10 protein-coding genes are annotated in these 12,426 nt (G+C 61.2%); 8 read left to right on the top strand and 2 right to left on the bottom strand.

The window, feature by feature from the left end; genetic code table 11:
• Window positions 1-13 precede the first annotated feature (13 nt).
• From cpdA to AC07XF_RS16650, 7 genes are all read left to right on the top strand, one after another.
• A complete protein-coding gene (gene cpdA / locus AC07XF_RS16680; protein ID WP_495027336.1) occupies window positions 14-829 on the top strand; it encodes a 3',5'-cyclic-AMP phosphodiesterase in 816 nt (271 codons plus the stop codon).
• 203 nt (window positions 830-1,032) lie between these two features.
• On the top strand, window positions 1,033-1,641 hold the full coding sequence (locus AC07XF_RS16675; RefSeq protein ID WP_495027335.1) for a YqiA/YcfP family alpha/beta fold hydrolase: 609 nt from the start codon (window positions 1,033-1,035) through the stop codon (window positions 1,639-1,641).
• 104 nt (window positions 1,642-1,745) lie between these two features.
• Window positions 1,746-3,653: a DNA topoisomerase IV subunit B gene (parE, locus tag AC07XF_RS16670; protein ID WP_495027334.1), complete on the top strand. Its 1,908-nt coding sequence runs from the start codon at window positions 1,746-1,748 to the stop codon at window positions 3,651-3,653.
• Entirely contained in the window at window positions 3,653-4,642 is a 990-nt protein-coding gene (locus AC07XF_RS16665) for an esterase-like activity of phytase family protein (RefSeq protein WP_495027333.1), read from the top strand. Before parE ends, AC07XF_RS16665 begins: the two co-directional genes overlap by 1 nt.
• The gene (locus AC07XF_RS16660; protein ID WP_495027332.1) at window positions 4,639-5,163 is read left to right on the top strand and encodes a retropepsin-like aspartic protease family protein; all 525 of its coding nucleotides are present in this window, start codon (window positions 4,639-4,641) and stop codon (window positions 5,161-5,163) included. Before AC07XF_RS16665 ends, AC07XF_RS16660 begins: the two co-directional genes overlap by 4 nt.
• 7 nt (window positions 5,164-5,170) lie before the next feature.
• Entirely contained in the window at window positions 5,171-7,438 is a 2,268-nt protein-coding gene (gene parC, locus AC07XF_RS16655; protein ID WP_495027331.1) for a DNA topoisomerase IV subunit A, read from the top strand.
• 175 nt (window positions 7,439-7,613) lie between these two features.
• Window positions 7,614-8,327 (top strand): PqiC family protein, encoded by a 714-nt coding sequence (locus AC07XF_RS16650; RefSeq protein WP_495027330.1) that lies wholly within the window; start codon window positions 7,614-7,616, stop codon window positions 8,325-8,327.
• 251 nt (window positions 8,328-8,578) lie between these two features.
• Here the strand turns inward: AC07XF_RS16650 and AC07XF_RS16645 are convergent, their stop codons facing one another.
• Window positions 8,579-10,096 carry an AhpA/YtjB family protein gene (locus AC07XF_RS16645; RefSeq protein WP_495027329.1) on the bottom strand — a complete coding sequence of 506 codons (1,518 nt, stop codon included), beginning with the start codon at window positions 10,094-10,096 and terminating at the stop codon, window positions 8,579-8,581.
• 135 nt (window positions 10,097-10,231) lie between these two features.
• On the opposite strand from AC07XF_RS16645, the gene serB reads away from it, so the two are divergent.
• On the top strand, window positions 10,232-11,446 hold the full coding sequence (gene serB, locus AC07XF_RS16640; RefSeq protein ID WP_495027328.1) for a phosphoserine phosphatase SerB: 1,215 nt from the start codon (window positions 10,232-10,234) through the stop codon (window positions 11,444-11,446).
• Between the two features lie 113 nt (window positions 11,447-11,559).
• On the opposite strand, the gene asd is transcribed toward serB, so the two are convergent.
• Window positions 11,560-12,420 carry an archaetidylserine decarboxylase gene (gene asd, locus AC07XF_RS16635; protein WP_495027327.1) on the bottom strand — a complete coding sequence of 287 codons (861 nt, stop codon included), beginning with the start codon at window positions 12,418-12,420 and terminating at the stop codon, window positions 11,560-11,562.
• Between the last annotated feature and the right edge of the window lie 6 nt (window positions 12,421-12,426).

Here is a 12,426-nt window from a genome sequence, read left to right as displayed (position 1 = left end):
CTGGGAGAACGCCTTGCCGAGCGTATCCATATTGACCATCGCCGATCCGGCGTTGCTGGTGCAACTCTCCGACAGCCACCTGTTTGCCGAAGCGGACGGTACGCTGCTGGGCATGAACACTCGCGACAGCCTGCAAAAGGTCATTGAACTGGTACGCGCGCAACAGCCGCAGATCGATTTGATCCTGGCCACGGGTGACCTGTCCCAGGACGGAACGCTTGCGTCCTACCAGCAATTTCGCGACATGACGCGTCAGTTGGATGCGCCGGCGCGCTGGATTCCCGGCAATCACGATGAACCGCGGGTCATGGCCGAGGCGGCGGTGCAGAGTGCCTTGCTCGAACCGGTGGTGGATATCGGCAACTGGCGGGTCACGTTGCTTGATTCGGCCGTGCCGGGCTCGGTGCCGGGGTATTTGCAGGACGAACAGTTGCAGTTGCTCGCCCGCTCGTTGAGCGAAGCGCCGGAGCGCCATCATCTGGTGTGCTTCCACCATCACCCGGTGTCCATCGGTTGTGCATGGATGGAACCGATCGGACTGCGCAATCCCGAGGCGTTTTTTGAAGTGCTGGATCGTTTTCCACAGGTGCGCGCAGTGTTGTGGGGGCATGTGCATCAGGAAATCGACCAGATGCGCAATGGCGTGCGTTTGATCGCCTCGCCCTCGACCTGCATCCAGTTCGAGCCCGGCAGCGAGGACTTCAAGGTCGGGGAGCAGGCGCCGGGCTATCGCTGGTTGCGGCTATTGCCCGACGGGCGGCTGGAAACCGGGGTGGAGCGGGTCACCGGGTTCGATTTCACTGTAGATTACGGCTCCAACGGCTACTGATTTTTCATTTTCCTGGAAAACCGGGGCGCGGCCTTCGCGAGCAAGCCCGCTCCCACAGGGGATTGGCGTCGGTCACAAATCCCCTGTGGGAGCGGGCTTGCTCGCGAAGGCGTCTACACAGACGCCTTGAATTTCGCGGATATCCCCGATTCCCCAGAGTCCCTGTAAACTCCGTCTCTTTAGCCGACGTCCAGGGAGCTCAAATGTCCGGTTCGATCCTTTATATCCACGGCTTCAACAGCTCGCCGTTGTCAAAGAAGGCCTGCCAGTTGATCGACGTGATGGAGCGTCTGGGCGTGGGCGAACACTTGCGAGTTCCGGCATTGCACCATCACCCGCGCCAGGCTATCGCGCAACTGGAGCAGGCGATTGCCGAGCTGGGGCGGCCGCTGCTGGTCGGCAGCTCCCTCGGCGGCTACTATGCCACTCACCTGGCCGAGCGCCATGGCTTGAAAGCCCTGTTGATCAACCCTGCCGTCAGCCCGCACCGGATGTTCGACGGCTATCTGGGGACGCAGAAAAACCTGTATACCGAAGAGACCTGGGAGTTGACCCCCGACCACGTGACGGCCCTTGCCGAGCTGGAGGTGCCGGCGCCCCAGGATCCGCAGCGTTATCAGGTGTGGTTGCAGACAGCTGACGAAACGCTGGACTATCGCCTCGCCCAGCAGTATTACCGGGCATGCGCCTTGCGTATCCAGGCGGGCGGCGACCACAGTTTTCAGGGGTTTGCCACGCAACTGCCGGCCATGTTGAGTTTTGCCGGCATTGGCGCCGATTTGTATCAGGCAATTGATTTCACATCGCTTTGATGCAATGCCTGCTTTCATGGATTTCTTTTTTTCCGAACACTTTTTTTCCGAACACTTTTTTTCACAGAACACTTTTTTTCACGGAACACTGACGACGAGAACCCATGGCCACTCCCAGCGCTAGCTCTTATAACGCAGACGCCATCGAAGTCCTCTCGGGCCTCGACCCGGTGCGCAAACGCCCCGGCATGTACACCGACACCAGTCGGCCGAACCACCTTGCCCAGGAAGTCATCGACAACAGTGTCGACGAAGCCTTGGCCGGGCATGCCACATCGGTGCAGGTGATTCTGCATGCCGACCATTCCCTGGAAGTCAGCGATGACGGCCGTGGCATGCCGGTGGACATTCACCCCGAAGAAGGCGTGTCGGGCGTCGAGTTGATCCTTACCAAGCTTCATGCCGGTGGCAAGTTTTCCAACAAGAATTACCAGTTCTCCGGCGGTTTGCACGGGGTAGGTATTTCCGTGGTCAACGCCTTGTCCACCGAAGTGCGGGTGCGGGTCAAGCGTGACGGCAACGAATACCAGATGACCTTCAAGGATGGCTACAAAGCCACCGAGCTGGAAATCGTCGGCACTGTCGGCAAGCGCAACACCGGCACCAGCGTGTTCTTCGCGCCGGATCCGAAATATTTCGACTCCCCGAAATTCTCCATCAGCCGCCTCAAGCACGTGCTCAAGGCCAAGGCCGTGTTGTGCCCGGGGCTGCTGGTCAGCTTTGAAGACAAGGCCACCGGCGAGAAAGTCGAATGGCATTACGAAGACGGCCTGCGTTCCTACCTGGTGGATGCGGTCAGCGAATTCGAGCGCCTGCCGGACGAGCCGTTCTGCGGCAGCCTGGCCGGTAATAAAGAAGCAGTGGATTGGGCGCTGCTGTGGCTGCCGGAAGGTGGCGACGCAGTCCAGGAAAGCTACGTCAACCTGATTCCGACAGCCCAGGGTGGCACCCACGTCAACGGTTTGCGCCAGGGCCTGCTCGACGCCATGCGCGAGTTCTGCGAATTTCGCAGCCTGTTGCCGCGCGGTGTGAAGCTGGCGCCGGAGGACGTCTGGGAACGCATTGCCTTCGTGTTGTCGATGAAGATGCAGGAACCGCAATTCTCCGGCCAGACCAAGGAACGCCTGTCGTCCCGTGAGGCGGCGGCGTTCGTCTCCGGTGTGGTCAAGGATGCGTTCAGCCTGTGGCTCAATGCCCACCCGGAAACCGGCATGCTGCTGGCGGAACTGGCGATCAACAACGCCGGCCGTCGCCTCAAGGCCAGCAAGAAGGTCGAGCGCAAACGCATTACCCAGGGGCCGGCGCTGCCGGGCAAGCTGGCCGACTGCGCCGGACAGGATCCGATGCGTTCCGAGCTGTTCCTGGTGGAAGGTGATTCCGCCGGCGGCTCGGCCAAGCAGGCGCGAGATAAAGAGTTCCAGGCGATCCTGCCGTTGCGCGGCAAGATCCTCAACACCTGGGAAGTCGACGGCAGCGAAGTGCTGGCCAGCCAGGAAGTGCACAACATCGCCGTGGCCATCGGCGTCGATCCGGGCGCGGCGGACATGAGCCAGCTGCGCTACGGCAAGATCTGCATCCTCGCCGACGCCGACTCCGACGGTCTGCATATCGCGACTTTGCTCTGCGCCTTGTTCGTCCAGCATTTCCGCCCGTTGGTGGATGCCGGTCACGTCTATGTCGCCATGCCGCCGCTGTATCGCATCGACCTGGGCAAAGAGATTTACTACGCCCTCGATGAAGCCGAACGCGATGGCATCCTCGATCGTCTGGTGGCCGAGAAAAAACGCGGCAAGCCGCAGGTCACCCGATTCAAGGGGCTGGGTGAGATGAACCCGCCGCAACTGCGTGAAACCACCATGGATCCGAACACCCGGCGCCTGGTGCAACTGACGTTGGGCGAGGATTTCGAAGCGACCTCGGAAATGATGGATATGCTGCTGGCGAAGAAACGCGCCGGTGACCGCAAGACCTGGCTGGAGTCCAAGGGCAACCTGGCCGAGGTTCTGGGCTGATGCGTTTGGGCTTTGCCCTGGCCTGTGGGTTGCTGCTGACGTCGATCACGGTATCCGCCGAGCCGGCGCCACAGCTTCGCCTGTTGTCCGAGCATGTCGTCGACGGCATGCGCGGCGGCAACCTGTCCGGGCTGGCGCAGTGCGGCAAAGATTTGTGGGCGGTTTCCGACCGCGACGATGATCAGATCTACCGCCTCGATACCAGTGAATCTGCCTGGCAGGCCGAAACGGTGCACATTGACGTACCGCCGGTACCTGACAGCGGATTGCCCTGGGGGCTGAAGTCTCGCGTTTGGGGGGCTTCGTTCGTGCGTGGCGGTAATCTGGACTTCGAGGGCATCACCTGCGACAGCGCCGGTAATCGTTATGTGGTCAGTGAAGGCCATGCCGCTGTCTTGCAAGTGCCGCCAACGGGGCCTGCCTCTTGGTTGAAAATCTCGCCGATGCTGGTTCGCGAGGCGCGGGCCAGTGGCCTGCTGTTGCAATTCAATGCGCTGTTCGAGGGGCTGGCGATCAATCCGGCGGGTGATCAGATGTGGCTCGCCGCCGAGCGTCAGGGCCGCGGACTGCTAATGATCAAGCGCAAACAGACGTTGTGGGACTGCGACGGTGGCTGCGTGCTGCTGAGCGAAGCGGGCGTGGAAATGCAGCCCGAGCAGTTTCCCCATGCCAAAGCTGTCCCGCGGGATTTCTCTGACCTGTCGCTGTTCAACGGCAAGCTGTTCACCCTTGAACGTATCGCCTACCAGATCTGCCGCCGGGATCCGCAGACGGCCAAGGTCGAGCGCTGCTGGTCATACGCCGCCGAGTTGCTGCAGGAAAACCGTCGTTATCCACAGAACTACGGGCTTGAAGAAGCGTTGATCGTGGATGCCGATGGCGCCTGGGTCGGTGTCGACAACAATTTTGGCGCGCGTGCCGATGGCGAAGTGCGTCCGGTGGTCTGGCGCTTCGCTGCACCGGAAGGTGGCTGGAGTGCCAAGCCATGAGGCAACAAACGCCGGGTCAGCGCATCGGTCGGGTGTTTATGGTACTGGCCTGGTGTGCCGCACTGTTTCTGGCCACGCGTTTTTTCGGCCAATGGGAAGCCCGACAGCAAAATCCGAATGTGGTGGTCAGCTCGGAGCAGGGCGAAGGTTTCATTGAGGTGAAACTGGTCAGCAATGCCCAGGGGCATTTTGTCGCCAGTGGCCAAATCAACGGCCAGCCGGTGGACTTCATGCTCGATACCGGGGCGACCGATGTGTCGATCCCGGCAGACCTGGCCAGGCGCTTGAAGCTCGAAGAAGGATTCGGCGTGACCCTGAGCACGGCCAATGGCTTGAGCCAGGGCTATCGCACTCGTATCGAACGCCTGCAACTGGGCGACATCGTGCTGCACGACGTGCGCGCATTGGTGGCGCCGGGACTGCATGGCGATCAGGTGTTGCTCGGCATGAGCGCACTGAACAAACTTGAATTTACCCAGCGCGGTGGCACCATGCTGCTGCGCCAGACAACGAACCGATGAGGCCCGCATGAGCGACTCCCTTGATCTCAGCCTGGACGGTGTAGAACGCCGGTCATTGGCTGACTTCACCGAAAATGCCTACCTCAACTACTCCATGTACGTGATCATGGACCGTGCCTTGCCGCATATCGGCGACGGTCTCAAACCGGTACAGCGGCGTATCGTCTACGCCATGAGCGAGCTGGGGCTGGATGCCGACTCCAAGCACAAGAAGTCGGCGCGAACCGTCGGTGACGTGCTCGGTAAATTCCACCCCCACGGCGACTCGGCCTGCTACGAAGCCATGGTGCTGATGGCCCAGCCATTCAGCTATCGCTACACGCTGGTCGACGGCCAGGGTAACTGGGGTGCGCCGGATGATCCCAAGTCCTTCGCCGCCATGCGTTACACCGAAGCGCGGCTTTCGCGTTATTCCGAAGTGCTGCTCAGCGAACTGGGCCAGGGCACGGCGGACTGGGGCCCGAACTTCGACGGCACGCTGGACGAGCCGCTGGTATTGCCGGCGCGTTTGCCGAACATCCTGCTCAATGGCACCACCGGCATCGCCGTGGGCATGGCCACTGACGTTCCGCCGCACAACCTGCGCGAAGTCGCCACGGCGTGCGTGCGTTTGCTCGATGAGCCCAAGGCCACGGTCGAACAGCTCTGCGAACACATCCAGGGCCCGGACTACCCGACCGAAGCGGAAATCATCACCCCGCGCGCCGACCTGCTGAAAATCTACGAAACCGGTCGCGGTTCGGTGCGCATGCGCGCCGTGTATCACATCGAAGACGGCGACATCATCGTCACCGCACTGCCGCACCAGGTCTCGGGCGCCAAGGTGCTGGAGCAGATCGCCGCGATGATGCAGGCCAAGCCGTCCAAGGCCCCGCAAATTGCCGACCTGCGCGACGAATCCGACCACGAAAACCCGTGCCGGATCGTGATCATTCCGGGGGCGCGGAAGAACTTCGACCACGATGCCTTGATGCAGCACCTGTTCGCCAGCACCGAGCTGGAGTCGAGCTACCGGGTCAACATCAACATCATCGGCCTGGACGGCAAGCCGCAGCTGAAAAACCTGCGCGCGTTGCTGGTCGAGTGGCTGGAGTTCCGGGTGCAGACCGTACGTCGTCGCCTGCAATTCCGCCTCGACAAGGTTGAGCGTCGTCTGCACCTGTTGGACGGTTTGTTGATTGCCTACCTCAACCTGGATGAAGTGATCCACATCATCCGTACCGAGGAGCAGCCACGGGCCAGGCTGATCGAGCGTTTCGCCCTGAGCGAAATCCAGGCTGACTACATCCTCGACACCCGTCTGCGTCAGTTGGCGCGACTGGAAGAGATGAAGCTGCGTGCCGAGCAGGATGAACTGCTCAAGGAACAAGCGAAGCTGCAAGCCCTGCTGAGCAGCGAAGCCAAGTTGAAAAAACTGGTGCGCAGCGAACTGATCAAGGACGCTGAAACCTACGGCGATGACCGTCGGTCGCCTATTGTCGAGCGTGCCGAAGCCAAGGCCCTGACCGAGCACGATCTGCTGCCGAACGAGAAAGTGACGGTCGTGCTGTCGGAAAAAGGCTGGATTCGTTCCGCCAAAGGCCACGAGATCGATGCCACCGGGCTTTCCTACAAGGCCGGGGACGGTTTCAAGGCGCTGGCCGCCGGACGTTCCAACCAGTTTGCCGTGTTTATCGACTCCACCGGCCGCAGTTATTCGGTGGCCGCCCACACCTTGCCGTCGGCCCGAGGCCAGGGCGAACCGCTGACCGGTCGCCTGACGCCGCCACCGGGGGCGAGTTTCGAATGCGTGCTGATGCCGGAAGACGATGCGCTGTACGTGATCGCCTCCGACGCCGGCTACGGTTTCGTGGTCAAGGGTGAAGACCTGCAGGCCAAGAACAAGGCGGGCAAGGCCCTGTTGAGCCTGCCGAACAACGCCAAGGTCATGCTGCCGCGCCCTGTGGCCGATCGTGAACAGAACTGGCTCGCGTCGGTGACGACCGAAGGTCGCCTGCTGATCTTCAAGATCAGCGACCTGCCACAATTAGGTAAAGGCAAAGGCAACAAGATCATCGGGATTCCCGGTGAGCGAGTGGCCAGTCGCGAAGAATTTGTGACGGACATCGCCGTATTGCCGGACGGTGCAACACTGGTGTTGCAGGCCGGGAAACGTACCTTGTCCCTGAAAGCGGACGACCTCGAACACTACAAGGGTGAACGTGGCCGTCGTGGCAACAAATTGCCGCGTGGTTTCCAACGGGTAGATGCGCTGCTCGTCGAAAACCTCAATTAGGCGACTTAGAAGCGCCGAACTACGATTTAACCCGTAGTTCGGCGCTTTGCGCTGGAGTCGGAACGAATATTCACGGATGATATGGCCTTTCAAACGCCGGCACTGCCGCGCGTTCTTCATATTTGTTGAGTATTTTCACTGTGATCAGCCTTTTAGCGATCACCTGGATGGGACGATGACTGCTCTGCGCCTTCCTTTTATTCTTATGCTCGCCGGCATTCTTGGCCTGGCGGGCTGCAGCGTTCACCAACCGGTGTCGTTGTATCAGCTGGACGCTGGAAGTCCGGCTCAGCCTGCACAGAACGCAGGCATGGCGGTATTGTTGGGACCGGTCACCGTGGCCGACTACCTGCAACGCGAAACACTGTTGCAGCGTCAGCCGGATGGCAGCCTGCAAGCCTCGACCGACGGTCGTTGGGCCGGCAGCCTTTCGTCGGATATCGATCAACTGTTGCTGCGTCAGGTCGCAGGTCACCTGGACAGCCAGCGCGTAGTGCTGGCCCCGGCTACAGTGGGTTTCACCCCGGATGTTCAGGTGCTGCTGACCATCACCCGCCTGGATTCGGGTGAAAAACAACCGGCGATCCTCGACGCGCAATGGCGCCTGATCGACCGTCGCGGGCAAGTCCGCGACAACCGCATCATCCATTTGCAGGAGCAGCATGCCGGTAGTACGTCGGCTCAGGTTCAGGCGCAGGGCGTGTTGCTGCAACGCCTGGCCGAGCAATTGTCGGTGGCGCTCAAGCCACTGGCCAATCAGCCGCCGATCGCCGAAGTCCCGCGCAAACCGGCAGCCAAGCCGGCAGCGCCTGCGGTAGAACAGGAAAAGCAGCCGAAGATCCCGATGGCCGCGCCTATTCGTACGGATATGGAAGTGTTCCGCTTCTGACCCCGGATGGATTTGAAACAAAGCCCGCATTGATGCGGGCTTTGTTGTTTCTGCAGCCGGGAGATCTACAGGGCCTGTTCTGGCCTCTTCGCTGGCAAGCCAGCTCCTACAGGTTTTGCGTCGTTCACAAAATGGTGGGCTTATACCTATCCATTGTAGGAGCTGGCTTGCCAGCGAAGGCGTCAGCTCAGGCAACAAAAAGCCCGCAGACGATCACTCATCTGCGGGCTTCTTCACATCGGGCCTAAGGCTTAAGCGCGACGTTCATGCATCCGCGCCAGCTGCCGCTCAAGCATCGACGGATACGGCTCCATCAACCGCTCCACACAGCACGCACCTTCAGGGCTGGCTATCGGACGGATCCGTGCGCGCTGGCGGATCAAGGCGTCATCACTGATCTTGCGCTCCACCAGCAGCAGGTTGCGGCTGTGCTGCGACAGGGCCAGGGCGTCCTGGGCGGAGTCGGTCAGCAACAGGTCGATCTGGCTCAGGCCGAACAGTTCGTCGCCGAGGGTCAGGCCCAGCTGCAATTGCAGGGTGATGCCGCTGTCCGCGACTTCGATTTGCAACTGGTGGCCCAAGGCCCGCAGCAACTCGCCACAGCAAATGGCATTGGTCAGGTAGTCGTCGCCGCTGTCTTCGGTGTGGAACAGCATCAGCGTGCTGCCGTCGTTCAGGGTCTCCACTTCGCCCTGGTACAGCGAAGCGGCCTGGTCGAGGCAGTCGCGATAGCGTTCGAGCAGTTCCTCAAGACGCGCCCGCGGCAGGCGGCGCAATTGCTCCTGGGAGCCCAGTTGCACGGCCAGCACCGCGCTGTGTTGCGGCACGCTCGGCGTGGCCTGGCGAATCGCCGGTTGCGGATTGCTGCCCAGCGACTCGTCGCGCAGATCGGCGAACGGGTCTTCGTCATCGTCGTCTTCGACGGTGCTGACGATCTGCCTTGGCGCTGGCTTGAGTGCAGCTACCGGGCGGCTCTCGTCGAAACTCGGATCGCGCAGGTTACGGACTTCGAAGGCCGGGTCGGCCTCGTCATCGACGTCGTCGAATTCCGGTTCCGGTTCCGGCACAGGGGCGGGCTCCGGGGCGAAGTTGGCGTGCAGCTGTCGCGCCAGATCGCCGATTTCGTCCTGGCGGTCGGTGGCCGGTGTGTATTCATCGATATTGCGCAGCCACACCCGCAATTGCAGCAGCGGCGTGGAGAGATAACGGCCCATGCGCAGGCTCAGGGCCAAAGACAGGGCCAGCAGGATTGCGCTCAGAATTCCCATGCTTTGCAGGCTGATGGTCATTGGCTGCTGGAACTGGTCCATGTCCAGGCTGATGCGCAATTGTCCGGCAGTCACGTCCTGGAAAGTGATCTTGCTCTGGTACATGCCCTCGGCTTCGCCCAGCAGACCATGCTTGGGGCGCTGGCCAGACTCGGCGAGGATGCGGTTGTCCGGGCTGTAGATGGCGGCGTGGGCCACCAGCTTGTTCTTGGTCAGGTTATTGAGCAGCACGTTGAGGCTGAGGATGTCGTTTGACACCAACAGCTCCGTGGCCGACGTGGCCGTCTGCGTGGTCAGGCTTTCGCCCAGCGCATCTGCCTGCTCGTGCATGGCCTGCTTGAACTGCAAGCCCATCACGCCGGCATAGATGACCAGGGCCAGGGCGACCAGGATCACGTTATGGCTGGCAATGCGCAATGCAATCGGTACACGGCGGTGGCGCAGTGCACGGAAGATCAGCAGGAAGAAGTTATCGGTTTTTACTGGCGTGGGCCGGTTCACTTGAGCTCGGCTCTTTTGTCCGTGAAGTTGACGCGCAGTATAGCGACAGGCCCTAGACCGTCAAAGCGCTCACGGTGCCCGATGGTCACTGAAAGTGGGTAGAATGCGGTTTTTTTCCACCTGCGGGGGTGCGCCTTGCGCGAAATCGTCCTGATAAACATCACGGGAGTCGACCGTCCGGGTCTGACTGCGGCCATTACCGGCGTTCTGGCCCAGGGTGGTGTGAACATTCTCGACATCGGTCAGGCGGTGATCCACGACACCTTGTCGTTCGGCATCCTGGTTGAAATTCCTGATACCGAGCAAGGCAAGTCCGTGCTCAAGGACATCCTGTTCAAGGGCTACGAGCTCGAGCAACAGGTGCGTTTCACACCGGTGTCCGAGCAGGATTACCAGCAGTGGGTCGGCAACCAGGGCAAAAAACGCCACATCGTGACCCTGTTGACCCGCAAGGTGACAGCCGGGCAGTTGCAGGCCGTGAGTTCGATCACCGCCAAATATGGCCTGAACATCGATCACATCGATCGCCTGTCCGGGCGCATGCCGCTGGACACGCCGGCGGACAAGGGCAAGGGCTGCATCGAGTTCTCCGTGCGCGGCGAGGCGGCGGATCCGCAGGCGCTGCGTGCCGAGTTCCTCAGCGTCGCCCAGGAACTGAACGTCGACATCGCCTTCCAGGAAGATTCGCTGTTCCGGCGCAACCGTCGCCTGGCGGTGTTCGACATGGACTCGACCCTGATCGAAGCCGAAGTAATCGACGAGCTGGCCAAGGCTGCCGGTGTCGGCGACAAAGTATCGGAAATCACCGAGCGGGCGATGGCTGGCGAACTGGACTTCCGCGCCAGCTTCAAAGAACGCCTGGCCCTGCTCAAAGGTCTGGACGTTGGCGTGCTGGACTCCATCGGCGCCTCGTTGCGCCTGACCGAAGGCGCAGAAACCCTGTTCGCCGAACTCAAGCGCCTGGGCTACAAGACCGCGATTCTGTCGGGCGGCTTCACCTACTTCGCCAAGCAATTGCAGACCAAGCTGGGTATCGACTACGTGTTCGCCAACGAGCTGGAAGTAGTCGACGGCAAAGTCACCGGCGTGGCGGTCGAGCCGATTGTCGATGCACAGCGCAAGGCCGATTTGCTGAGGGAGCTGGCACACAAGGAAGGCTTGCGCCTGGAACAGACCATTGCGGTCGGCGATGGTGCCAACGATCTGCCGATGCTGGCGATTGCCGGTTTGGGCGTGGCATTCCGTGCCAAGCCGCTGGTCAAGCAGTCGGCCAAGCAGGCCATTTCGACGCTGGGCCTGGATGGTGTGTTGTACCTGCTCGGCTTCCGCGATCGCGACGGACAGCTGTAAAACAATGTGGGAGCGGGCTTGCTCGCGAAGGCGTCGTCACATTCAACATCTATGTTGACTGTAAGTCCGCTTTCGCGAGCAAGCCCGCTCCCACATTCAGATCTTCATACAGGTCAGGCTTTTGGTGACCCCATGCCCTGACCCATCTGCACCGCAGTACCGGCGGTCATTTCTTCAGCCCACTTCACTTGATCCGGCCCGAACAGCACGACAGCGGTCGAACCCAGCTTGAAGCGACCCAGTTCCGCACCTTTCTCCAGGTGGATCGGTGCGCGCGCGGCTTCGTCGTAGCGGAAGGTTTTCAGCTCGCGCTTCGGCGGCGTGACCAGGCCGGCCCAGACGGTTTCAATCGATGCAACGATCATCGCACCCACCAGCACCACGGCCATCGGGCCGCGCTCGGTGTCGAAAATGCACGCTACGCGCTCATTGCGGGCGAACAGTTCCGGAACGTTTTCAGCGGTGGTCTGATTGACCGAGAACAGGCGGCCCGGGATATAGATCATCTCGCGCAGGGTGCCGGCCAGCGGCATGTGCACGCGGTGGTAGTCTTTCGGCGACAGGTAAATGGTCGCGAATTCACCGCCCATGAACGGTGCAGCATTCGCCGCATCACCGCCCAGCAGTTCCAGCACGCTGAAACTGTGACCCTTGGCCTGGAACACACGACCGTGTTCGATCGGGCCGAGCTGGCTGATCGCGCCGTCGGCCGGGCTGAGGATCGCGCCCGGAGTTTCGTCCAGCGGACGGGCACCGTCTTTCAGTGCGCGGGTGAAGAACGCGTTGAAGTGTTCGTAGGCAGTCAGGTCTTCGACCAGTGCCTGGGACATGTCCACCTGATAGCGCTTGGCGAACCAGGCGGTAAAGGCATTCTTGAACCAGCGCACGCGGCATTCGGCGATGCAGCCGGCCAGTCGCGAGAGCAAGTTGTGGGGCAGCAGGTACTGGCCGAGGAGAAACAGACGCTTGTTCATTCACAG

The sequence above is a fragment of the Pseudomonas sp. GW821-FHT01C01 genome (genome assembly GCF_059422645.1).
This window is presented reverse-complemented; position numbering and strand designations above follow the sequence as displayed.

Excerpts from the sequence above, each read along its gene's own strand:
- AC07XF_RS16675 (WP_495027335.1), top strand. The coding sequence starts at position 1,033 with ATGTCCGGTTCGATCCTTTATATCCACGGCTTCAACAGCTCGCCGTTG.
- asd (WP_495027327.1), bottom strand. The coding sequence starts at position 12,420 with ATGAACAAGCGTCTGTTTCTCCTCGGCCAGTACCTGCTGCCCCACAAC.
- AC07XF_RS16665 (WP_495027333.1), top strand. The coding sequence starts at position 3,653 with ATGCGTTTGGGCTTTGCCCTGGCCTGTGGGTTGCTGCTGACGTCGATC.
- AC07XF_RS16660 (WP_495027332.1), top strand. The coding sequence starts at position 4,639 with ATGAGGCAACAAACGCCGGGTCAGCGCATCGGTCGGGTGTTTATGGTA.
- parE (WP_495027334.1), top strand. The coding sequence starts at position 1,746 with ATGGCCACTCCCAGCGCTAGCTCTTATAACGCAGACGCCATCGAAGTC.
- AC07XF_RS16650 (WP_495027330.1), top strand. The coding sequence starts at position 7,614 with ATGACTGCTCTGCGCCTTCCTTTTATTCTTATGCTCGCCGGCATTCTT.
- parC (WP_495027331.1), top strand. The coding sequence starts at position 5,171 with ATGAGCGACTCCCTTGATCTCAGCCTGGACGGTGTAGAACGCCGGTCA.